This window comes from Massilia sp. YIM B02443, assembly GCF_030411955.1.
GTDB lineage: Bacteria > Pseudomonadota > Gammaproteobacteria > Burkholderiales > Burkholderiaceae_D > Telluria.
Genome location: NZ_JASNRA010000002.1, coordinates 363,394 through 385,747, shown reverse-complemented (window position 1 = coordinate 385,747; position 22,354 = coordinate 363,394). Strand labels below are relative to the sequence as shown.

General features: G+C 65.7%; 18 protein-coding genes. 7 read left to right on the top strand and 11 right to left on the bottom strand.

Annotated features, from left to right (window positions below; genetic code table 11):
• Positions 1 to 8: 8 nt before the first annotated feature.
• The 3 genes from zapD to QPK27_RS03955 form a co-directional block, all read right to left on the bottom strand.
• Positions 9 to 764, bottom strand: coding sequence for a cell division protein ZapD (zapD, locus tag QPK27_RS03965; RefSeq protein ID WP_290416901.1), 756 nt, complete (start codon positions 762 to 764; stop codon positions 9 to 11).
• Between the two features lie 87 nt (positions 765 to 851).
• A complete protein-coding gene (gene coaE / locus QPK27_RS03960) occupies positions 852 to 1,472 on the bottom strand; it encodes a dephospho-CoA kinase (RefSeq protein ID WP_290416900.1) in 621 nt (206 codons plus the stop codon).
• 2 nt (positions 1,473 to 1,474) lie between these two features.
• Complete coding sequence (locus QPK27_RS03955) at positions 1,475 to 2,362, bottom strand: A24 family peptidase (RefSeq protein WP_290416899.1); 888 nt, start codon at positions 2,360 to 2,362, stop codon at positions 1,475 to 1,477.
• Between the two features lie 263 nt (positions 2,363 to 2,625).
• Between QPK27_RS03955 and QPK27_RS03950 the strand changes: the two genes are divergently transcribed.
• Positions 2,626 to 3,996: a hypothetical protein gene (locus QPK27_RS03950; protein WP_290416898.1), complete on the top strand. Its 1,371-nt coding sequence runs from the start codon at positions 2,626 to 2,628 to the stop codon at positions 3,994 to 3,996.
• A 5-nt stretch (positions 3,997 to 4,001) separates the two neighbouring features.
• Here the strand turns inward: QPK27_RS03950 and QPK27_RS03945 are convergent, their stop codons facing one another.
• The 8 genes from QPK27_RS03945 to uraH form a co-directional block, all read right to left on the bottom strand.
• Positions 4,002 to 5,543: a Fic family protein gene (locus tag QPK27_RS03945; RefSeq protein WP_290416897.1), complete on the bottom strand. Its 1,542-nt coding sequence runs from the start codon at positions 5,541 to 5,543 to the stop codon at positions 4,002 to 4,004.
• A gap of 183 nt (positions 5,544 to 5,726) precedes the next feature.
• A complete protein-coding gene (locus QPK27_RS03940; RefSeq protein ID WP_290416896.1) occupies positions 5,727 to 6,962 on the bottom strand; it encodes a type II secretion system F family protein in 1,236 nt (411 codons plus the stop codon).
• A 53-nt stretch (positions 6,963 to 7,015) separates the two neighbouring features.
• Positions 7,016 to 8,743 carry a type IV-A pilus assembly ATPase PilB gene (pilB, locus tag QPK27_RS03935; protein WP_290416895.1) on the bottom strand — a complete coding sequence of 576 codons (1,728 nt, stop codon included), beginning with the start codon at positions 8,741 to 8,743 and terminating at the stop codon, positions 7,016 to 7,018.
• Positions 8,744 to 9,108: 365 nt separating this feature from the next.
• A complete protein-coding gene (locus QPK27_RS03930) occupies positions 9,109 to 10,671 on the bottom strand; it encodes a methyl-accepting chemotaxis protein (RefSeq protein WP_290416894.1) in 1,563 nt (520 codons plus the stop codon).
• A gap of 83 nt (positions 10,672 to 10,754) precedes the next feature.
• Positions 10,755 to 11,165: a hypothetical protein gene (locus tag QPK27_RS03925; RefSeq protein WP_290416893.1), complete on the bottom strand. Its 411-nt coding sequence runs from the start codon at positions 11,163 to 11,165 to the stop codon at positions 10,755 to 10,757.
• Positions 11,166 to 11,176: 11 nt separating this feature from the next.
• Positions 11,177 to 12,415: a porin gene (locus QPK27_RS03920; RefSeq protein ID WP_290416892.1), complete on the bottom strand. Its 1,239-nt coding sequence runs from the start codon at positions 12,413 to 12,415 to the stop codon at positions 11,177 to 11,179.
• A gap of 312 nt (positions 12,416 to 12,727) precedes the next feature.
• On the bottom strand, positions 12,728 to 14,506 hold the full coding sequence (locus tag QPK27_RS03915) for a DUF4153 domain-containing protein (protein WP_290416891.1): 1,779 nt from the start codon (positions 14,504 to 14,506) through the stop codon (positions 12,728 to 12,730).
• Positions 14,507 to 14,508: 2 nt separating this feature from the next.
• On the bottom strand, positions 14,509 to 14,862 hold the full coding sequence (uraH, locus tag QPK27_RS03910; RefSeq protein WP_290416890.1) for a hydroxyisourate hydrolase: 354 nt from the start codon (positions 14,860 to 14,862) through the stop codon (positions 14,509 to 14,511).
• A 206-nt stretch (positions 14,863 to 15,068) separates the two neighbouring features.
• Here uraH and QPK27_RS03905 point away from each other — a divergent pair, with 206 nt between their 5' ends.
• The 6 genes from QPK27_RS03905 to xdhA all read left to right on the top strand — a co-directional run bounded on the left by QPK27_RS03905 (position 15,069) and on the right by xdhA (position 22,348).
• Positions 15,069 to 15,839 carry a TonB-dependent siderophore receptor gene (locus QPK27_RS03905; RefSeq protein ID WP_290416889.1) on the top strand — a complete coding sequence of 257 codons (771 nt, stop codon included), beginning with the start codon at positions 15,069 to 15,071 and terminating at the stop codon, positions 15,837 to 15,839.
• A 12-nt stretch (positions 15,840 to 15,851) separates the two neighbouring features.
• Positions 15,852 to 17,468: a TonB-dependent receptor domain-containing protein gene (locus QPK27_RS03900; protein ID WP_308633400.1), complete on the top strand. Its 1,617-nt coding sequence runs from the start codon at positions 15,852 to 15,854 to the stop codon at positions 17,466 to 17,468.
• The gene (locus QPK27_RS03895; protein ID WP_290416888.1) at positions 17,465 to 18,805 is read left to right on the top strand and encodes an aminotransferase class V-fold PLP-dependent enzyme; all 1,341 of its coding nucleotides are present in this window, start codon (positions 17,465 to 17,467) and stop codon (positions 18,803 to 18,805) included. Before QPK27_RS03900 ends, QPK27_RS03895 begins: the two co-directional genes overlap by 4 nt.
• Before the next feature lie 201 nt (positions 18,806 to 19,006).
• The gene (locus tag QPK27_RS03890) at positions 19,007 to 19,675 is read left to right on the top strand and encodes a hypothetical protein (RefSeq protein WP_290416887.1); all 669 of its coding nucleotides are present in this window, start codon (positions 19,007 to 19,009) and stop codon (positions 19,673 to 19,675) included.
• A 100-nt stretch (positions 19,676 to 19,775) separates the two neighbouring features.
• Positions 19,776 to 20,723, top strand: a complete 948-nt coding sequence (gene puuE, locus QPK27_RS03885) for an allantoinase PuuE (protein WP_290416886.1) — start codon at positions 19,776 to 19,778, stop codon at positions 20,721 to 20,723.
• Positions 20,724 to 20,872: 149 nt separating this feature from the next.
• On the top strand, positions 20,873 to 22,348 hold the full coding sequence (gene xdhA, locus QPK27_RS03880; protein WP_290416885.1) for a xanthine dehydrogenase small subunit: 1,476 nt from the start codon (positions 20,873 to 20,875) through the stop codon (positions 22,346 to 22,348).
• Positions 22,349 to 22,354: the final 6 nt, after the last annotated feature.

Here is a 22,354-nt window from a genome sequence, read left to right as displayed (position 1 = left end):
ACGGTCTATCAGAAATTACACAGGGTCAGGTCAAACGGCACGTCTTCTTCCAGCGCTTTCGGCTTGCAGTCGCCGTCATGGCTGGTGAAACGCACCCACAGCATGTACTTGTTGGCCGAGATCTCGGGAATCGCGCCGAGCGATTCGTCCAGGGTCAGGCGCAGCATCTGGTAGATTTTACCCTGTAACATCTGCTGGTAGCTGCCCGCGGTGGCGATCATCTTCACAGGCAGGCCCGAGTTGCGCAGCAGGCGCAGCACCAGCGCCAGCGCTTCCAGCAGCGGCGCCAGCGGGCCGAACCAGCCCATGATGTCGGCATGGCGCTGCTCGGCCGGGCGCTTCTGCCAGGCGTAGTAGGAGGGCAGGTCGAATTCGCAGGCGCCGCCGGGGATGATGGTGCGCCCGCGGATGCTCATCAGCCATTCGTTCTCGCGCACGTTCTGGCCGGTCTTGCCCTGGCTCGCGACCAGCGCGCTGCTGGCGGCGTCCAGTTCTTCCAGCACGGCGTCGAGCGTGTCGGCTTCGACCGCCGGATTGCTGCGGTAGGCCAGCAGGCTTTGCTTCTGGCGCTCGAGTTCCTGCAGCAGGTCGGACTTCAGGTCGGCGCGGCCGGCCACTTCCAGCATGTCGAAAATCGTGGACAGCGCCACGTGGTGCTGCATCGGGTGTTCCTGGCGCACAAAGAACTTGAACTTCTCGTACAGATCTTCCAGCCGCAACAACGTGCGAATCCGCTCGTTGAAAGGATATTCGTAGACGATCAAAATGACATTCCTCTGAATGTAGGCTGGATGGCAACTATGTGATTCTGAACCATGCGGAGCAAAATTACAAACCCTGCATGACTCTTGTTACACACTCAATGCAAGATATCGTTTGTGCAAGCGCTCGACCTGGGGCCGCAAGGCCTCCACGCCGTCGTCATTCCCGATGACGTCGTCGGCCGCCGCCAGGCGCTGCTGGCGCGTGACCTGGGCCGCCATGATGGCGCGCACCGCGTCGGCCGTGAGGCCGCTGCGGCGCATCACGCGCGCCACTTGCGTGTCTTCCGAACAGTCGATCGCCAGCACGCGCGACACCCGTTCGCGCCAGGCGCCGGACTCGATCAGCAGCGGCACCACGTAGATCACGTAGGGTCCGGTGGCGATGGCCGCGGCGGCGGCGGTGGCGTCGCGGATGCGCGGGTGCAGGATCGCTTCCAGCCGCGTGCGCGCGGTCGCATCCGAGAACACCAGCGTGCGCATGCGCGCGCGGTCGAGCGCCCCGTCGGGCGTGGCGAAGTCGGGACCGAACTCAGCCAGGATGGCCGGCATCGCCGGTCCGTGCGGGGCGGTAAGGCTGTGAGCGATAACGTCGGTATCGACGATCGAGGCGCCCAGTTCGGCGAACAGGTCGGCCACGGTGCTCTTGCCGCAGCCGATGCCGCCGGTGAGGCCGACCGAGAACGCTGCTGGCTGGATCGGGGTGTGCACGTTCACCCCGCGAAGATGCGCGTGAAATTGCCAACCAGGCTACTGGTCAGGAACACCAGCTGGTCGCCATACAGCATGGCGATGATGCCGGCGCCAGCCAGGTAAGGGCCGAACGGGATCGGTTTGTTGCGTTCGTGGTTGGCGAACAGGATCATGCTGATGCCGACCACGGCGCCGACCAGCGACGACAGCAGGATGATGGTCGGCAGCATGGTCCAGCCCATCCACGCCAACAGTCCCGCCAGCAGCTTGAAGTCGCCGTAGCCCATGCCTTCCTTGCCCGTCACCAGCTTGAACAGCCAGTACACGGCCCATAGCACCAGGTAGCCGGCCACGGCGCCGATCACGGCGTCCTGCAGAGGCACGAAGGTGCCGTTGATGTTCATGATCAGGCCGGCCCACAGCAGCGGATAGGTGAGGTCGTCCGGCAGCAGCTCGGTATCGAAGTCGATGAAGGTCATCGCCACCAGCAGCCACGCGAACAGCAGCGTGGACAGGCCTGCGGCGCCGCTGCCGAACGTCCATACCATCAGTCCCGACAGGCCCGCCGTCAGCAGCTCGATCGCCGGATAGCGCGGCGAGATGCGCGCCTTGCACTTGCGGCATTTGCCGCCGAGGGCGATGTAACTGATCACCGGAATGTTCTCGAGCGCCGTGATCTGGTGCCCGCAGCACGGGCAGCTCGATCGCGGCACCATCAGGTTGAAGCGGTCCTGGTGCGGCAGTTCCTTGCCGCTTTCCTGCGCCACGTAGTTGTCGGACTCGCGCTGCATCATCTTCGGCATGCGGTAGATGACCACGTTCAGGAAGCTGCCGATCAACAGGCCGAGCAGGGCGGCGACCAGGGTGGGGCCAAGGCTGGCGGGAGGCGCGAACAACAGTGATTCCATGGGCTTGACGGTTCGGTTCGTTCGGGTTCGGTTGAATCGCGCCAGGCAGATGCATGCCTCAGCAAGATGATTCTCTACATCAACCTCATTGTAGGGGTTTTCGTTCTGTTTGGCGAAGGCTGTCGGCCAATCGGCCGCGGCAACGCGGCGCCGCGGCGTAACCGCCACAGCGCGGTACGATTGCGATGCCTCATGCGCCGCGCAAAATGCCTCGCTAGGCTGAAGGCGAGTCGATCCGCCGACAATGCGATCGCAACCCAATCATGTCCAACCCGACCTTCACGTTTTTGAACCATGCCGGCTTCTTGCTGCGCACCGACCACGCGCTGCTGCTGGCCGACCCGTGGCTCGAAGGCGGCGTGTTGAACGATGCCTGGAGCCTGGTCGACCCATCCACCAGCAGTGCGCGCCTGATCGCCGAACTCAACGCCAGCGGCCTGCCGCTGTTCGTGTGGTGCTCGCGCGCCCAGCCCGACCGCGTATCGACGGCCTTCCTGCGCCGCTTTCGCGCCGAGTTCCGCGGCATCGCCACCTTCCTGTACCGCCCGGGACGCGACTGGCGCCTGCCTGACGAGCTGCGCCGCCACCGCTTTACGCTGGCCGAATGCGCCGCCGGCCAGCCGCGCACGCTGGCGCCCGACCTGCACCTGACCGCCTTCGCCAGCGGCGAGGGCGACTCGTATTGCCTGATCGACTGCGGGCGGCGCGCGATCCTGCACCTGGGCGAGCGCGCGCTGGGCTCACGCGCCGCCTGCCGCGTCGCCGCAGCCCGCGTGCGCCGCCTGGCGCCGCGCATCGACCTGCTGCTGACCGGCTTCGCCGACATGGCCTGGTGCGGCAACCCGGAACACTTCGCGCGGCGCGAATCGGCGGCCGGCCACGGCATCGAACGGATGGCGCTGCAGGCCGAAGCCTTCAAGCCGCGCCTGATCGTGCCGGTCGCCTCGTTCGCGCGCTTCAGCCGGGTCGACAACGCCTGGCTCAACAACGGCCGGCGCAGTCCGGCAGGCGTGCTGGACGCGCCGCGCCTGGAAGCCCAGCGCAACCTGATCCGCTTCCTCCAGCCGGGCAACAGCATCGACCTCGAATTCGACGGCCCGGCCAGCCTGCTGGCCAAGCACGAACACGCGCTGGCGCACTGGATGCGCTGCTGGCGCGAGCGCCCCGACGCGCTGCCACGTCCGCCGCAGGCGGCGCTGTCCGAACTGCGCTCGGCCTTTTTCAAATACCGGCTGCGGGTGACGTCCGGCCTGCACGGCTTGCCGCGCCTGCTCGAATGGTCGCGCCTGCTGCGGCCACTGGTGCTCAGCCTGCCCGACCTGCGCCAGAACATCGAGCTGTCATACCGGCGCGGCCTGCGCGCGCTGGGGCCGGACGCAGCTGCCGACGTGGCGCTGTCCTCGGGCACGGCGCTGTACCTCCTGCGGGCGGACGATGGGTTCGACGCCACCTATGCAGGCGGCTGCTTCTGGGTATTGCGCGAGAGCGGCCTGTCGGCGTTCGGGCGGTTCTTCCTGCCGCAGCGCATGGGACGGCGCGGGCTGGACCGGCGCCGGCCGTGGGCGGCGGGCGCGATGCTGTTCAGGGCGCTGCTGGAGCGGGCGATGCGCGGTGTACGAATGGCGCTGCGCTGACCGTATCAGGCATCCTGCGTTGCCGATCCGCCCGCAAATTCGAATTCCAGCTGTCCGAACGCATCCTGGTAGGCGGTCTCGATCCGTTTTAGTTCGTCGTCGTCGAGTTCCCGGTACAGGTTACGTTTTGATTTGGATAGTACGCCACGATTCTGATGCAACAACTTGATCAGCTTGTCGAGACGTCGATCCGGCATGTCGACAATCTCCCGAATCGCTTCTCGCGCCTGGTCGTAATTGCGGATGAATAGGATCTCGGATGCGAGTTCCGTACTGATGGTTTGCTCGACGGCATGCAGCAGGTAGGTGGCATGGGCAGTCAGGTCGGGATACTGATAATAACCGGCGACCTGGTCCGGATTACGGATCGTCAGCGTTTCTTCATCGTCCAGTTCGAAACGCACAACCCGACGTAGCGGTTTGGAGAAACTCTCCAATACACCTTCGTATTCGCGCGGATGATGCAGCATGTAGGCCGACACGGGAAGTATCATCCCTTCCGGAACAAGGCCATCGCGGCTCAGGAAGTCATGGATCAGGTAGCGGTGGATTCGACCATTACCATCTTCGAACGGGTGAACGAATACAAAGCCGAAAGCGATCATGGCCGCACGCACCACCGGATGCAATCCCTCTGTTCTGTGGGCGCAGTCGAGCAGGCCTTGCATGAGATCCTGCACCATCGACCCGGGAGGGCAAACGTAGTGCACGATGGTCGGTCTGCCTGGCGGCGATTCGCCGACGTAGTTCTGGTGTCGGCGAAAACCCTGCTGGGCGTAGCGTGGTTCGACGATCAGATTCTGTAACTGGGTCAGTGAAGTCTCGGACAGCACCTGAGTGACCGTGTCCTGGCCAGCATTCCTGAGAGCGGCGACAAAGCGCTGCTCTCGGTCCGCCGTGGGAACTTCGCGCTCGATGTCGTAAGATGATTTGGTCTCTTTGAAGTACAGGTAGTCGACCGCCCGCTGAAACAACGCCGGTTCTATCTGTTGCCTGAATGTCTGGAGGTCGCGCGTGAATTCCCTGGTCAGCAGCTCCTTGAGCTCCGGAGTTCTACGCACAATCGGGCAGAAATGCCGCGATCCAAGCAGGTTGTCCGTAATGCGCCAGCGGCTGTCTCTGCGTGGCCGGGCACTCACCAGATAGATATCGGAGTCCAGCAAGTCGATATACGTCCCGCCCATGGACACGGACAAGGACAGCGTATCGCCAGTCAAGAATTCGTAGAGGTAGCCAATCTGGCGTGCGTATCTGCCATTCGGAAGTTTTTCGACATATTGCAAGACTTGATCGGCGCCAAGCCTTATGAACACCTGCCGCAGTATATCCAGATTCAGATGATCATATTTCAGGGCAAAGACGACATGTTCGAGTGCGTTGTCTCCCGGCCAATACGATTGGACAAAGACCTCCTGAACAATGCCATGTTGAGTTCTGGTCGCACTGGCGCGTCCCCCCACATAAGACTCGTGTGATAGTGGAGACGCACTGAGCCCGTACTCTTGCCTCAGCCATGTGTAGCCGACAGGACGGTTATTCGTATCCATTGTGCTTGCCATGACGCGATCAAAAAGCGTTTAAACGAGCTGAGTTTCGCACAAAAACGTTTTTGTTATGAAAAAAACGTTAAAAAAAAGCTGAATTTGATTAAAAATGATTAGAAACGGCTGTGTGATTGCAAATTCGTTGAGACGGCAGACGCCGCAGCCGTCCTTCCGACGTCCTAGTGGCTACACCACCGAACCCAGCTTAAAGATCGGCAAATACATCGCAATCACCAGCCCGCCGATCAGCACCCCCAGGATCACCATGATCAGCGGCTCCATCAGCGACGACAATGCCGCCACCGCCTCATCCACTTCTTCCTCGAAGAAATCCGCCACCTTGCCCAGCATCGCGTCGAGCGAGCCCGATTCTTCGCCGATCTGCACCATCTGGATCACCAGGTTCGGGAACACGTCGGTGTTCTGCATCGATGCGGTCAGGCTGGTGCCGGTGCTGACCTCGGTCTGGATCTTGCGCGTCGCTTCCAGGTACACCGCGTTGCCCGAGGCGCCGCCGACCGAATCCAGTGCTTCCACCAACGGCACGCCGGCCGCGAACATGGTCGACAGGGTGCGGGTCCAGCGTGCGATGGTGGCCTTGCGGATCACCTCGCCGAAGATCGGCAGGCGCAGCAGCAGGCGGTCCATGGTCGCCTGCATCTTCGGCGAGCGGCGCCAGGCCTGGAAGAAGAAATAGATTGCGGCGAACAGCGAGCCGAAGATCAGGTACCACCATTCGACGAAGAAGGCCGAGATCGCCATTACGATCAGGGTCGGCGTCGGCAGGTCGGCGCCGAAGCTCTCGAACACCTGCTTGAAGGCCGGCACCACCCAGATCATGATCACGGCGGTCACGATCAGCGCCACCGCCAGGATCGCGATCGGATAGGTCATGGCCGACTTGATCTTGCCCTTGAGCGCGAGCGTCTTTTCCTTGTAGATCGCCAGGCGCGTCAGCAGGTCTTCCAGGATGCCGGCCTGTTCGCCGGCGCCCACCAGGTTGCAGAACAGCGGGTCGAAGTACAGCGGGAACTTGCGGAACGCGCGGTTCAGGCTGGTGCCGGTCTCGACGTCGTTGCGCAGGTCCTGGATCAGCTTGGCCATGGCCGGGTTGGCGTGGCCCTTGCCGACGATGTCGAACGATTGCAGCAGCGGCACGCCGGCCTTCATCATCGTCGCCAGCTGGCGCGTGAACATGGTCAGGTCCTTGTCGGTGATCTTCTTGCCGCTGCGATAGACCTTCTTCTTGACCTTGGTGACCATGATGCCCTGGCGGCGCAGGGTCACGTTGACGATCGCCTGGCCGCCGGCGCGCACTTCGCCGCGGATGGTGCGGCCGTTCTTGTCCTTGCCTTCCCAGGCGTACACGGACTCCTTGACCTGGGCGCCGCGGCTGCTCTTGGGTTGGGGGGAGGTTGCCATGTGGTTTTGCTGTTCCTGTCGTGGTCGCGAGGACGCTGTCGTCGTTGTGGTCGTTATTCGTTGGTACAGCCGAGCACTTCTTCCAGGCTGGTCATGCCTTGCATCACTTTCATCAAGCCCGAGCGGCGCAGCGAATTCACGCCTTCCTTCTCGGCCTGGGCCGCGATTTCCATCGAGTTGCCGTGGGCCAGGATCAGCGCCTCGATCGCCGGCGAGATCGGCATGATCTGGTAGATGCCGACCCGGCCCTTGTAGCCGGAGCCGAGGCAGCGGTCACACCCCACCGGGCCGTACGGGCGCCATGATCCGTCGACGTCGCTCGCGCGGTAGCCGGCCGCCAGCAGCCCATCAATGCTGATCTCGAGCGGCTGCTTGCAGCTGCACAGGCGGCGCGCCAGGCGCTGGGCCGTGATCAGGATCACCGACGAAGCGATGTTGAACGGCGCCACGCCCATGTTCATCAGGCGCGTCAGCGTCGACGGCGCGTCGTTGGTGTGTAGCGTCGAGAACACCATGTGGCCGGTCTGCGCCGCCTTGATCGCGATGTCGGCGGTTTCCAGGTCGCGGATCTCGCCGACCATGATGATGTCGGGATCCTGGCGCAGGAACGATTTCAGCGCCACCGGGAAGGTCAGCCCGGCCTTGTCGTTGACGTTGACCTGGTTCACGCCCGGCAGGTTGATCTCGGCCGGGTCTTCCGCCGTCGAGATGTTGATGCCCGGCTTGTTCAGCAGGTTCAGGCAGCTGTACAGCGACACCGTCTTGCCGGAACCGGTGGGGCCGGTCACCAGCACCATGCCGTAGGGGCGGGTGATCGCGTCCAGCAGCAGCGCCTTCTGTTCCGGCTCGTAGCCGAGCGCGTCGATGCCCATCTGCGCCTGGGTCGCGTCCAGGATACGCATCACGGTCTTTTCGCCGAACAGCGTCGGCAGCGTGCTGACGCGGAAGTCGATCGCGCGCGTGGGCGACAGCAGCAATCGCATGCGGCCGTCCTGCGGCACCCGCTTTTCGGCGATGTCAAGGCGCGCCAGCACCTTGATGCGCGACACCAGCTTCTCGCGGATCGACAGCGGCGGCGAAGCGTGGTCGCGCAGCACGCCGTCGACCCGCAGGCGGATCCGGTAATACTTTTCGTAGGGCTCGAAGTGGATGTCCGAGGCGCCCATCTGCACCGCGTCCATCAGGATCTTGTTCAGGAAGCGCACGATCGGCGCGTCCTCGACGTCGGCGCTCGGCTCGACCGCGGCCGGCTGCTTGTCGTCGTCGGCGAACTCGATCTCGGCCTCGTCGCCGGCCAGTTCGCTCAGGTCCTGCTCGGCGCCCTTGGCGATCGCGGCCAGCAGCACCAGCAGGGCGTCGTGCGGCACGATCACCGGCTCCACCGTCGCCTCGCTCTGGAACTTGATCTGGTCCAGCGCCCCGTTATTGGTCGGGTCGGACAGCGCCACCGACAGCTTGTTGCCGCGCTTGGCCAGCGCGATCACGCGCTGCGCCTGCATCAGCCTGGCGTCGATGGCGGCGGTCGGCAGCGACTCGGGAGAGAACGCCGACAGGTCGAGTAGCGGATAGCCGAAGGTCTCGGCGCAGAACGCGGCCAGCGCGCGCGGCTCGATCGCGCCGCTGGCCAGCAGCACGTCGATGAAGAAGGTCTTCTCTTGCGCTGCCTTCCTGTTCAACATATCGGCCTGCACGGCGCTCAGGCGATTGGCTTGCACCAATGCCCGCGCCAACCCCGCAAGCGGGGCGCCGACCGTCGTGTTGTTGGGAAGGACTGCTGACATGGGCGCGGTGTTGTAAGACCTCGGTGGAAGCAACTAGTAACGACTAGAGCGATTGGAAACGACGAGCGCCGGCGTGGACTAACCATCCGGCATATTCAAAGGGATGATGCCCATGGGCACTACTTTTGTAAAGCGTTTGCTGTATCGGGAGATGCGTGCTTACCACGTAGCCGAAATGGCATGGCGGCAGGATCGCGCCGAATGGATGAGCGCGTGTTGAGGTGCGTAGAGGGAATAAGCGGATCGGCGCATTAGCGAATCGAAAACGGAGTTGCCGGAACGATCAGCATGGTGGCCGAATCGGCAAGCCCGTCAATTTTTGTAAAGGCGGGCTTGCCGGCGTTTCAATGTGTGGCGTGCCGGGTTTAGCCCATCAAGGCCAGGCGCGCCTTGCCGGCGCCGACTGCGGGCCGGCTGTCGAGCTTGAACACCGCCAGCGCCTCGGTCAGGTGACCGGTCTGCACCGTCAGCGATTCCGCCGCCGCCGACGCTTCCTCGACCAGCGCCGCGTTCTGCTGGGTCATCTCGTCGATGCTGCCGATGGCGCGGCCGATGTCGTCGATGCCGCTGCTCTGGCGCACGCCGGCGTCGCGGATCTCGGTCATGATGGCCTGCACCTTGCGCACCGCTTCCACGATCTGTTCCATGGTGGCGCCGGCCTCGTCGACCAGCGCGCTGCCGGCGTCGACCTTGGCCACCGAGTCGCCGATCAGTTCCTTGATTTCCTTGGCCGCCGCCGCCGAGCGGTGCGCCAGCGTGCGCACTTCGCCCGCCACCACCGCGAAGCCGCGGCCCTGCTCGCCGGCGCGCGCCGCTTCCACCGCCGCGTTCAGCGCCAGGATATTGGTCTGGAAGGCGATGCCGTCGATCACCGAGATGATGTCCACGATCTTGCGCGCCGAGGCGTTGATGTCGCCCATGGTGCTCACCACGCCGCCCACCACGTCGCCGCCGCGGGTGGCGATGCTGGTGGCCGATTCGACCAGCGCGCTGGCCTGGCCGGCGTTGGCGGCGTTCTGGCGCACCGCGCCGGTGAGCTCTTCCATCGCGCGCGTGGTGCGGTCCAGGTTGGCCGCCTGCGATTCGGTGCGCTGCGCCAGGTCGGCGTTGCCGCTGGCGATCTCGCTGCTGGCGCTGGCGATGGTGTCGGCCGAGCCCTTGATGCCGGCCACCAGGCCGGCCAGGCGCGCCCGCATCTCTTTCAATGCCACCAGCAGGCTGGCGTCGTCGCCGGCCTCGATGCGGATGTCCATCGACAGGTCGCCTGCCGCCACGCCCTGGGCGATGGTGCGCGCGTATTCCGGCTCGCCGCCCAGCTGGCGCCAGATGGCGCGCACCACGAACCACGACACCAGCGCCAGCACCGCGATCACGATCAGCGCGGTGACGATCATCGCCACCACCACCTGGCGCACGCTGTCTCCGCTGTGCGCGATGCCGGCGGTGAACTGGGCCTGGGCCGCTTCGGCGGTCTTGGCCAGGTCGGTATTCAATACGGCGAGCGCGGCCTGCATCTTGCCTACCGCTGCCTGTGGATCGCCTTGTTCGATCTCGAGCATGATGCGCGCCGACGACAGGGCCGGCGCGTAATAAGCGTCGAATTCGCCCGCCAGGCGCGTGGCGGTCTCCTGCTGGCCGGCGAGCCGGCCGAGCTGGTCGAGGCGCGCGCGGATCTGCCCGGCGCGCTTGCCGGCCTCGTCGATCAGGGCCTTGTCGCCTTCGGTGACGGCATCGGTCAGCGCGCCGGTGACGGCGGCGACGTCCAGCGCCAGGGCCTTGGAGGCGTCGAGCAGCGGATAGTCGACACTCTCGGTGGTGGTGATCGATTTCAGCGCACCGCTGGCGATATAGGCGCTGGCGCCGGCGCCGAGGCCGAAGATGATCGCGGAAATGACGGGCAGTGCCCAGATCCTGCGCTTGATGCTCATGTTCTTGTCTCCAGATGACGTGCGTCGGCCGGCGGTATGCAACCGGCGGCCGACGTGCTTGCGACGATGTGCCTGATACGGCCTTATGGCGCCGTGTAGACGACCTTGACCGTGGAGTCGACGGCGCTCTTGTCGATGTAGCCGATCGCCTTCGGGTTGGCGGCGACGGCGGCCTTGACGGCGGCGTTGTCGGCGACCTCTTTCGGCATCGTGGCCTTGCCGGTGAACACCAGCTTCGACCACAGGGCCTTGGCCTGGGCCGCGTCCTTGTCCGCCACTTTCTTGTAGAACTCGGCACGCACGGCGGCGCTGTCGGCCTGGTCGATCGGCGTCATGGCCGTCGATTTACCCAGGAAGACCTGGGCCACCTGCTCCTTGGTCAGCGACGATTCGGCCGCCTTGGCGCTGACGACCACGGCCACTTCGGCGCATGCCGGCAGCGACAGCGCGGTCAACGACGATGCCGCGACGGCGGCGATGAACAGTTTCTTCATGCGTCGCTCCCTTAGAAGATGAAGTCGAGGGCGACGGCGCCCACGGTGACCGGGCCGGCAAAGCCCGGCTTGGCGTTAATGAACAGGCCGTTGCCGACCGGCTTAACGCGGTCGATCTGCACCTTCAGCGCCACCGAGCGCGCGAAGTCCCAGCGCACGCCAATGGTGTCGGTGGTCTGCTCGCCCTGGCCGATGCCCGAGACCGAGACGCGGCGCACCGCGCTGCCCAGCTGCCGCAGGGTCGGCGTGCAGGCGGCCGGATAGCCGGCCGGGCAGGCGCCCAGCGCCGACGCGCTCACCGCGCTGTCGATCTTCAGTTCCGAACGGGTGTAGTAGGGCAGGAACTTGCCGATGCGGTAGCCTCCCATCACGTACCACGAGGTGGTGTCGTTGATGTAGGTGTCGGTCTTGCGCTTGGCGTATTCGGTCTGGACCACGAAGTTGTTCCAGTCCATGGCCAGGCCCAGCGAATTGAAGGTGCCCTTGGCGCCATCGGCCTGGATCTCGTCGGCCAGCGCGTTCACTTGCGGCAGGCGGTAGCCGGTGCCGGCGGCGCGCAGGCTGCCGACCAGGGTGTTGAGCGAGGCCAGGTCGTCGATCGTGACCTTGACCCGGGCGTGGCCGGCGCGCACCGTGAACGGGCCGTTCTCGGCCATCACGTTCAGCGCCACGATGTCCTTGCCGCGCGCATGGAAGCCGGTCAGCGGGGTCTTGATCTGGCCGAGCGCCAGCTGCGTCGTCACGCTGGTGTTGCCGAAATCGCGGCGCCAGGTCGCATCCAGACCGTCGACGCTGTTGAACGGCACCTGCGAATACAGCTCGACCGGTGGACGCAGCATGGTGTTGGCATAGCCGACATTGCGGTAGTCCGAGATCATGAACACCGGCAGGCCGACGCGGCCCACGCGCACGCTCAGTTCGTCGTTGATGCGGAACTTGGCGAATGCCCAGCTCAGCTCGGCGCCATAGTGTTCTTCGGCATCCTGGCGCACCAGGCCCTGGGCGGTCAGCGACAGCCAGCTGTTGACGGCGTAGTCTGCCTGCAGGCCGAGGTTGGAGTCGACGCCGGTGCGGAAATTGTCGGCGGCGCCGCTGGCCTGGTTCGGACGGCCGAACTGGGCGCGGTCGTCGTCCGACCAGGTGAGGGCGGCGGTGCCGAAGCCGCTGATCTTGACGGCGTTGTCTTGGGCCAGGGCGACAGGCGCGACCAGTGGCAGCGCCAGCAGGCTGGCGAGAATCTTTTTATTCATTGCGGGGTTGTGTTGCGGTCGTTGCGTGAGCTGCTTGGGAAGACGGCGCGGGCAAGGGCAGCAGGCAGGCGCGCCGGTACTACATGGAATTTATTCTATCCACCGATAAATATTTACAGAAGACAATTTTTGACAATGCGTGACATTTCGAGACGATTCGCCAGATTCTGTGGATGAATAGTCACATTCCGTTGCTAAACAGAATCCCAAATCGCTAAACAGTGAGAAAAATTTCCATAAATACATTGAACAATGCTTAGAGGTCTTGTTGTCATGGCAGGGGATCGCTGCCAGGATACGGGCTGCACCGTTTTACTCTTCCGTGCAGTCCATCATCCCGGCATCACCGCGGATCTCGACGCGCTGTCCGGCGATTTCCAGATCGGCGATCCGCGGTGCGAGTGCTCGCATTTTTCCTTCCCGCATGGCTTGCACCAGCGACCGGCACGTTACCAGGGACAGGCTGCTGCCCGCGAATTCCCAGCCCTCGCGCCCCTGGCGCAGGATGGCATTGGTTCCATCGGCGCTATCGACCACGATCACCTCGGGCCTGGTATCACCGTCGAGGTCGATCATGAAGGCGTCGCACTGCTTGCCGCGCTGGCGCAGGCAGCGCGGCAAGCGCTGCGTTTCGCGATGCGCCCGCCAGGCGGCGCCGGCGAAGCCGTCCGGCAGACGCGCGCCGGACGGCCACACCCGCAGGTTGGCCGCCACGTCGACCGACGGATCGTCGACGTCGGGCACGTTCGCGCGCAGCCGCGCCACTTCCTGGCCCAGCCAGACGGCATCGTCGCCCCTGGTGCGGGCCTGCAGGCGATCAATGGCGGCGCGGCCGTAGCGCGCGCCGTGGTGGTGCAGGTAGGCGACGTCGAGCTGGCGCAGCGTGATGCGGCCGGCCTCCAGGCGCGCCATCTGGCTGTTCACCGACAGCCGCGCCGGATCGCACAGCGGCGAGAACAGCAGCGCCAGCACGCCGAGCGCCACGAAGGCGGCGGCGACGTTGACCCCGGCCAGCGTCGGCAGCCAGCCGCGCCGCCGCGCCGCCGCCGCGTAGCCGCCGGCGTAGCAGGCCGCCAGCGCCAGGCAGGCGGCGGCCACGATCCGGTCCACGCTCCAGCCGTGTTCGATCACGCGCAGCGCCAGCGCGTAGCCGGCCAGCAGCGTCAGCGGCGCCAGCAGCAGGCCGGCGCCGCGCGCCGCCAGCGCGACCGCGCTCGGCGCCGGGGTGTGCCCGTCCTGCCAGGCGGCGTTGACCAGCACCACGAAGGCGCCGGCGGCGGTCAGCAGCAGGCCGGCCGCGCTGCGCGTGGCCCACAGCGGCGCCAGGCCGGTGAAGGGCAGGCTGGCCAGGAAGCAGGCCACCAGCAAGGTCAATACCGGCAGGATCCACGACAGCAGCACGTGCACCAGGTTGCGGATGCCGCGCACGATGCCCGGTTTCACATCGGTCAGGTGCATCGCCACCGCGAAGGCGAAGGCGGTGACCGGAATCGCGAACCAGGATTGCTCGATGGCGCTGCGCAGGAAGTCGAGCTTGACCAGGTCGAACAGCGCCGCGCCCAGCTGCAGCACCAGCCAGGTCGCGCCCACGAACAGGCCGCAGAAGGCCAGCTGCAGGCCCAGCTTCCAGGCGACGTCGAAATAGCTGGGGTAGGAGGCGATGCGGCGATGCTCGCGCGCGCCGGCCAGCACCAGCGCATGGGCGATGAACAGGCCGGCCGTGAGGCATACCGCCAGCGCCGGCGAGGGCGCGCCGGCCCGTTCGGGGACCAGGCCGAGACTGCGCCAGGCGTCGTAGACGCCGAGCGCGGCGATGATGGCCAGCGCGGCGCCGGTCCACAGAGTCAGCTGGCGCCGTGTCAGGTGCCCCAGGGCGTTGATCGCGATCACCGGCGCCAGCACGGCGGCCAGCAACAGTGGCGTGAACAGCAGCGGCAGCGTCGCCGGCCACAGCTTGTCCTTGGCCGCGGTGTACAGCAGGTACAGCACGAGGCCCTGCGCCAGGCCGATGGCGATGCGGGCCGGGCCCAGCCAGGCGGGGGCGGGGGCGGTGTCGGAGAGGTCCGGATCGGCGAGTGCGGCGGCGTGCATGGTCAGCTGCCGCGGTAGGTGGAGTACGACCACGGCGTCATCACCAGCGGCACGTGGTAGTTCTGGGCCGGGTCGGCGACGCCGAAGGCGATCACGATGCGGTCCAGGAAGCGCGGCGCCGGCAGCGCGACGCCGCGCGCCGCGTAGTAGTCGCCGGCCCCGAACACCAGTTCGTAGCTGCCGGGGCGCAGCGCCTCGCCTTCGAGCAGGGGGGCGGCGCAGCGGCCGTCGGCGTCCGTCACGTCATCCCTGAGCAGGGTGCGCCGGTCGGCGTCGATCACGTACAGCGCAAGTTTGACGCCGGCCGCCGGGCAGCCGTGTGCGGTGTCGAGGACGTGCGTGCTCAGTTTTCCCATGAAGCCTCCCGGCCGTGGCCGATATTGACATTGCAGAAATCATAACCCGGATCGGCCGGGCTGCGCGGCGTGACAAAGCAGGTGATTTCGTCATGCGATGGCCGGATTCATCTTCACGAAATATTGCATCTTTAGGCTAGCGCCTTGTCAACTGCGCCACACACGGCGGCAGCGGGCAGCCTTTTTTACCAACTTCACGAGTCGCAATGAATTTGAAACGAAGCCAGATCGCCAGCGCCGCCGCGCTGTGCGCATGCCATGCACTGGTTGGTGTGCATGCCCAGAACATCCCTGCGTCCGGCGCGCCGCTGGGCGTAGATGCCCCGGCCGCGCAAGCGGTGATCGTCACCGGCACCCGCGCCGGCAACCGCACCCAGTTCGACACGCTGGCCCCGGTCGACGTGTTCACCCGCGAAGAAATCGCCGCCGTCGAGTCGTCCGACCTGAACGACGTGCTGGCGCAGCTGGTCCCGTCCTACGTGGTGCAGCGCCTGCCGATGGCCGACGGCCAGGTGTTCGTGCGTCCCGCCACGCTGCGCGGCCTGTCGCCGGACCAGACCCTGGTGCTGGTCAACGGCAAGCGTTTCCACCGCAGCGCCTTCCTCGGCGCGCGCGGCTCGCAGGCGGCCGACATGGCCGCGATTCCCACCAGCGCTGTCAAGCGCATCGAAGTGCTGCGCGACGGCGCCTCGGCCCAGTACGGGTCGGACGCGATCGCCGGCGTGATCAACATCATCCTCGACGATACGATCGGCGGCGAGATCAACGCCCAGCATGCACAGTACGGCGAAGGCGACGGCAAGTCGAACACGCTGCGCGCCCGCTACGGCTTCGCCTTCGGCGACAACGGCCGCCTGAACCTGTTCGCCGAAGCGGCCAAATCCGATCCGACCTCGCGCACGCGCCAGCGTCCGGACGCCATCGCCTTCCAGAACGCGCACCCGGAGCTGCAGGTGCCGGACCCGGTGCAGCGCTAGGGCCAGCCCGAACTGGAAAGCCAGCGCCTCGGCTTCAACGCCAGCGTCGGCCTGGCCAACGACGTCACGGCCTATGGCTACGGCCTGTTCGGCCACAGCGACGGCACGTCCGACTTCAACTGGCGCAATCCCGACGCCAGCGGCAGTGTCTACAAGCGCGTGGCGCTGTTCCCGGGCTGGGACGTGCGCAGCATCTATCCGCTCGGCTTCAGTCCGCAGTACGGCAACGAGCAGGACGACCTGCACCTGCTGGGAGGGCTGCGCGGCCACTTCAGCGACAACCTGTCGTGGGACCTGAGCGCCTCGTACAGCCGCAACCGCATCGACTACCGCCTGCATAATTCGATCAACGCCTCGCTCGGGCCGCAGAGCCCGACCGCGTTCGACCTGGGCCGCCTGACCCAGGAAGAAAAGCTGGTCAACGCCAACTTCAACTACACCTGGGGCGTGGCCGCGCTGGCGCAACCGGTCAACGTGGGTTTCGGCGTGGAATACCGCAACGAGCGCTATGGCGTGCGCGCCGGCGACCTCGCTTCGTACCAGGTGGGGCCGGGCGCCGCCTTCGGCCTCGATCCGGCCGCCAACGGCGCGCCCGGCTTCAGCGACCGCCAGGCCGGACGCTGGGACCAGGACAGCTATGCCTCCTACGTCGACGTCGAAGTGCCGCTGAGCGCGCGCCTGTCGATCGGCGCCGCCGCGCGCTACGAGGATTATTCGGAGTTCGGCGACAGCACCACCGGCAAGCTGTCGGCGCGCTACGAGGTGACGCCCGACTTCGCCCTGCGCGGCTCGTATTCGACCGGTTTCCGTGCGCCGACCCCGGGCCAGCTCAATACCAGCAGCACCAGCCAGGGTCTCGACACCAGGACCCTGCTGGTGTTCACCAGCGGCCGCCTGTCCACGAGCGACCCGCTGGCGCTGGCGCTCGGCGCCCAGCCGCTGACGCCGGAAAAATCCAACAACCTGTCGCTCGGCCTGACCTTCAAGAGCGCGATGGGCTTGTCGGGATCGATCGACCTGTACCGCATCAAGCTGCGTGACCGATTCAGTACGTCAGCATCGTTCGCGGTGCCGGCCGGGATGGCCAATCCGCTGCGCTACACCTCGGTCAACTACTTCACCAACGACTTCGACACCACCACCGAGGGCATCGACGTCGTCGCCAGCCACCTGAGCCGGGTCGCCGACGGCCGCCTGAACCTGACGCTGGCCTACAACTACAACCGCACCGAGGTCGATGGCGGGCGCACCAGCGTCGCCGCCAACGCCACCCAGCGCACCATCTTCGAAGACCGCCTGCCGCGCCAGAAGGCGACGCTGAGCGCGGTCTACGAGCGCGGCGCCTGGAGCGGCATGGGCCGCATGCGCCACTACGGCGCCTGGACCGACAGCACTGGCAACGCGACCGGCGACATCTTCCAGCGCTTCGGCGCGATGCGCTTCTTCGACGCGGCACTCAGCTACCGGGTCACCTCGAAGCAGACGCTGCGCTTCGGCGTCGACAACCTGTTCGACAAGTATCCGGACGAAGCCGTGTTCCAGGCCAGCCGTGGCCTGATCTACTCGCGCAACGCGCCGTACGATACCGATGGCCGCAACCTGTATCTCGACTACACGGTGAAGTTTTGAGCCAGCCTGACTTGAAGCGCCGCGCCTGGCTGCGCGGCGGGGCGGCGCTGACGCTGGCGCCGGCGGCAGCTGCATCCGCATCTGCAACCGCAGCTGCAGCTGCGCCGTTCGAACCGGCGTCGCTGGCGGCGGTCATGGACAGCCTGGCGCCGCCGGCGCTGTCGCCCGCCGCGCTGGCCGCCGACAGCGGCTATTGGCAACGCGTGGCCGCGCAGTACGACGTCACGCAGGACGTCGCGATGCTCGACAACGGTTACTGGGGTTCGATGGCGCGACCGGTGCTGGCGGCCTGCCAGCAGCACCTGGCCACGGTCAACCACGGCAACGCTTATTACGGCCGCCTGCGCTTTCCGCCCGAGTTCGAGGCTGCGCGCGCGGCGGCGGCGCGTGCGCTGGGCGTCGAGCGTGACGAGATCGTGCTCACGCGTGGCGCCACCGAGGCGCTGCAGGCGCTCATCTCCGGCTACAACCGTTTGCGTGCCGGCGACACGGTGCTGTGCGCCGACGTCGACTACGACAATATGCTCACGGTCATGGGCTGGCTGCGGACGCGGCGCGGCGTCGACGTGGTGCGCCTCGCGCTGCCGGAGCCGGCCACGCACGGGTCGTTGATCGACGCCTATGCGCAGGCGATGGCGCAGCATCCGAAGCTGCGCATGATGCTGCTCACCCACGTCAACCACCGCAACGGCATGGTGCTGCCGGTGGCCGAGATCGTGCGCATGGCGCGCGCGCGCGGCATCGACGCCATCGTCGACACCGCGCACGGTTTCGGCCAGCTCGACATGCGGTTGCCCGACCTGGATGCCGACTTCGCCGGCATCAACCTGCACAAGTGGATCGGCGCGCCGGTGGGCGTGGGCGCGCTCTACATCCGGCGCGGCCGGGTGCGCGACATCGATCCCCATATGGGCGAACCGGACGGCGACGACATCCGCACCCGGGTGCATACCGGCACCGTCAACTTCGCCGCCTACCTGGCCTTGCCGCTGGCGCTGCAGATCCACGAACGGATCGGCGTGGCCAACAAGGCGGCGCGCCTGCAGCGCCTGCGCAACCGCTGGGTGGAGGCGGCGCGCGACATCGGCGGGCTGCAGGTGCTGGCCTCGAACGATCCGCGCCTGACCAGCGCGATCGCTTCGTTCCGGCTGCGCGGCAAGACCTCGGTGGCCGAGAATGCGGCGCTGTCGAAACGGCTGCTCAAGGAGCACGGCGTGTTCGCCGTGCTGCGCGACGGCCTGGCGTCGGGCGCCTGCGTGCGGGTGACGCCGGCGATCTTCACGTCGGAAGCGCAGGTGGACCGGCTGGTGGCGGGATTGAAAGCCATGAGCATGTGACCTCATGGGCCATGCTGACAAAACTCAGGCTAAAAACAACAAACCCGCCGAAAGGCGGGTTTGTTTTGAATTAGGGTGGCCCCGAGTGCGGGGCCAAAACTGACCTGACGTCTTCACCAGTATGGAGGTTGGGAGAGGACAGAATCCAGGGCTGCTTGCAGAGTATATCATCATCGTTCATCCAATCAAAGCTGACGCGCAATGAACTGGAGCGAACTCGAGCAACATTTTTCTGCAGCACGCCTTGGGCGTTACCGTGCCGCCTGCGGCGGCGATGAGGTCGCGGCGGCGCATGCTTATGTGGCAAATATGCTGGTGGCCGAAGCGATGATGCCAATGTTGAGCGTGCTAGAAATTGCGCTGAAAAATGGCATCCACCGGCGCCTGGGCGTGATGTACAAGCGCAGCGATTGGTGGGAAAGCTGGGCTGGTGATCCCTCGTTCAAATGGCAATTACATGAGGTTTCGAACGCGATCGCGAAGTTGAAGCGACGTATGGAAGCGGTTACGCCAGACAAAATTATTGCGGAGCTCGCCTTCGGCTTTTGGAGCGCCTTGTTCAACGTGCAGTTTCAGGCACTGCTGTGGAAAGAACTCCGTCTGGTGTTTCCGCGGTGCCCGAAGTCACAGCGGCAGCGGCACACCATCTCGTCTTCGCTCAATCAAATTCGCGACCTGAGAAATCGCGTATTTCATCATGAGCAGCTTCTCTGGCTTCATCCCTCGTTGATTGAACTACACGATAAAGGTATCGAGGTCATCGGTTGGCTCGATCCTCAGCTCACAATCTGGCTGGCCCCGAGCGATCGACTCCCCGCATTGTGGACGTCGATTCAGCCTGGCCTTTTTCCAACTTCCCAGCCCGCATGATTCCTATACGCCGCACACGCACTTCGATATGCGCCATGCGATATGCCGTTGCTGTTCCTGCAATATATTATCAGCCGTATTGTCATCACGGACGGCTGCCATGGACACTCCTTACCCGCGCGACCTGACCGGCTACGGCCGCAATCCCCCGCACCCGCGCTGGCCGGGCGGCGCCCGCGTCGCGCTGCAGTTCGTGCTGAACTACGAGGAGGGCGCCGAGAATTGCGTGCTGCATGGCGATCCGGCGTCGGAAACCTTCCTCTCCGAGATCGTCGGCGCGTCCGCCTTCCCGATGCGTCACATGAGCATGGAGTCGCTCTACGAATACGGTTCGCGCGCCGGGCTGTGGCGCCTGCTGCGCCTGTTCGAGGAACGCAAGCTGCCGCTGACCGTGTTCGGGGTGGCGCAGGCGCTGGAGCGCAACCGCGAGGCGGTGGCGGCGTTTCGCGAACTGGGCCACGAGATCGCCTGCCACGGCCTGAAGTGGATCTCGTACCAGAACGTGGACGAGGCCACCGAGCGCGCCCACATGGCGCAGGCGGTCGAGATCCTGCGCGCGTTGACAGGCGCCGCGCCGCTGGGCTGGTACACCGGGCGCGATTCGCCGAACACGCGGCGCCTGGTGGTCGAGCACGGCGGGTTTGCCTACGACGCCGACCACTACGGCGACGACCTGCCGTTCTGGCAGAAGGTCGCAACAAGCGGGCCGGACGGGCAGCCGCGCACGACGCCGCACCTGGTGGTGCCGTACACGCTCGACACCAACGACATGCGCTTCGCCACCGCCCAGGGTTTCAATTCGGGCACGCAGTTCTACGACTACCTGAAGGATGCCTTCGACGTGCTGTACCGCGAGGGCGACCCGGACGGCCTGGACCGGCCCAAGATGCTGTCGGTCGGCCTGCACTGCCGCCTGGCGGGGCGGCCCGGGCGCACGGCGGCGCTGGCGCGCTTCCTCGATTACGTGATGCGGCACGAGCGGGTGTGGGTAACGCGCCGGATCGACATCGCCAATCACTGGAAAGCCGTGCATCCGTGCGTAGAATGAAGCGGTAGGTTCATGTGAATCGCATTTCTGTTATTGTAATTCGATGATAAGCAATATTAGAGATGGGTTATAAGAGGGGCGGCTGGAAATGGTAGCCTTCCGCCCTTGGCCGATCGCCGTCGCGGCGACAACTCCACAACACCGACACCATGTCAGAACCGATCCGTTTCTTCCACCGCGGCCAGGTGCGCGAACTGCGCGCGACCGACCCGACGCAAACTATCCTGCAGCACCTGCGGGAGGACTTGCGCTGCACCGGCACCAAGGAAGGCTGCGCCGAGGGCGACTGCGGCGCCTGCACGGTGGTGGTCGGTTCGCTCGAGAACGGCGAAGTCAGGCTCAAGGCGGTCAACGCCTGCATCCAGTTCACCCCGACGCTGGACGGCAAGGCGCTGTTCACGGTGGAAGACCTGGCGGCGCCGGACGGCAGCCTGCACCCGGTGCAGCAGGCGCTGGTCGAGTGCCACGGCTCGCAGTGCGGCTTCTGCACGCCGGGCTTCGCGATGTCGCTGTGGGGCATGTACCTGAAACAGGAAAATGAACAAGACATGCAGGCGCCGTCGCGCTGCCAGATCGACGACGCGCTCTCGGGCAACCTGTGCCGCTGCACCGGCTACCGCCCGATCATCGACGCCGCGCGCCGCATGACCGAACTGCCGCCGGCGTACTTCGACCGCGCAGCGCTGGCGCGCCAACTGGCGCCGCTGCAGCGCGAACAAGGCTTCACATACGAAGCCGACGGCCGGCGCTTCCACGCGCCGCGCACGCTGGAAGAACTGGCGCGGCTGCGCGCCGAGTATCCGCAGGCGCTGCTGCTGGCCGGTTCCACCGACGTCGGCCTGTGGGTGACCAAGGGGCTGCGCGTGCTGGGCGACGTGATCTACCTGGGCCAGGTCGCGCAATTGCAGGCCGTGCGCGAGCTTGACGGCGCCATCGAGATCGGCGCTGGCGTGTCGCTTCAGGACGCCTATGCGGCGCTGTGCCGCCACTACCCGCAAGAGCTGTCGGAACTGTGGCAGCGCTTCGCCTCGCTGCCGATCCGCAATGCCGGCACGCTGGGCGGCAACGTCGCCAACGGTTCCCCGATCGGCGACTCGATGCCGTGGTTGATCGCGCTCGGCGCCCGCATCGTGCTGGGTAGCGTGGCCGGCACGCGCGAGCTGGCGCTGGAAGACTTCTATCTGGGCTACCAGCAGAAGGACTTGCAGCCGGGTGAATTCGTGCAGGCGCTGCGCGTGCCGTTGCCGCGCTCCGATGTGCGCATGCGCACCTGGAAGCTGGCCAAGCGCTTCGACCAGGATATCTCGGCCGTCTGCGCCGCGTTTGCCGTGACGCTGGGTGGCGACACGATCATCGACGCGCGCATCGCCTTCGGCGGCATGGCCGCCACGCCGAAGCGCGCCGCGCAAGCCGAAGCCGCTTTGATCGGCCAGCCGTGGACCGAAGCCACGCTGCGCGCCGCCATGGACGCGCTGGCGCACGACTACGCGCCGCTGAGCGACATGCGCGCCTCCAGCAATTATCGGCTGCGCACCGCGCAGAACCTGCTGCGCCGCTTCTGGCTTGAAACCCGCAGCGACAATCCGCTGCCGGCATATGCTGTCAACGTGTTTGCCGGCGCCTGAGGAGAA

Excerpts from the sequence above, each read along its gene's own strand:
- QPK27_RS03955 (WP_290416899.1), bottom strand. The coding sequence starts at position 2,362 with ATGGAATCACTGTTGTTCGCGCCTCCCGCCAGCCTTGGCCCCACCCTG.
- QPK27_RS03950 (WP_290416898.1), top strand. The coding sequence starts at position 2,626 with ATGTCCAACCCGACCTTCACGTTTTTGAACCATGCCGGCTTCTTGCTG.
- QPK27_RS03945 (WP_290416897.1), bottom strand. The coding sequence starts at position 5,543 with ATGGATACGAATAACCGTCCTGTCGGCTACACATGGCTGAGGCAAGAG.
- QPK27_RS03940 (WP_290416896.1), bottom strand. The coding sequence starts at position 6,962 with ATGGCAACCTCCCCCCAACCCAAGAGCAGCCGCGGCGCCCAGGTCAAG.
- pilB (WP_290416895.1), bottom strand. The coding sequence starts at position 8,743 with ATGTCAGCAGTCCTTCCCAACAACACGACGGTCGGCGCCCCGCTTGCG.
- QPK27_RS03930 (WP_290416894.1), bottom strand. The coding sequence starts at position 10,671 with ATGAGCATCAAGCGCAGGATCTGGGCACTGCCCGTCATTTCCGCGATC.
- QPK27_RS03925 (WP_290416893.1), bottom strand. The coding sequence starts at position 11,165 with ATGAAGAAACTGTTCATCGCCGCCGTCGCGGCATCGTCGTTGACCGCG.
- QPK27_RS03920 (WP_290416892.1), bottom strand. The coding sequence starts at position 12,415 with ATGAATAAAAAGATTCTCGCCAGCCTGCTGGCGCTGCCACTGGTCGCG.
- QPK27_RS03915 (WP_290416891.1), bottom strand. The coding sequence starts at position 14,506 with ATGCACGCCGCCGCACTCGCCGATCCGGACCTCTCCGACACCGCCCCC.
- uraH (WP_290416890.1), bottom strand. The coding sequence starts at position 14,862 with ATGGGAAAACTGAGCACGCACGTCCTCGACACCGCACACGGCTGCCCG.
- QPK27_RS03905 (WP_290416889.1), top strand. The coding sequence starts at position 15,069 with ATGAATTTGAAACGAAGCCAGATCGCCAGCGCCGCCGCGCTGTGCGCA.
- QPK27_RS03890 (WP_290416887.1), top strand. The coding sequence starts at position 19,007 with ATGAACTGGAGCGAACTCGAGCAACATTTTTCTGCAGCACGCCTTGGG.
- puuE (WP_290416886.1), top strand. The coding sequence starts at position 19,776 with ATGGACACTCCTTACCCGCGCGACCTGACCGGCTACGGCCGCAATCCC.
- xdhA (WP_290416885.1), top strand. The coding sequence starts at position 20,873 with ATGTCAGAACCGATCCGTTTCTTCCACCGCGGCCAGGTGCGCGAACTG.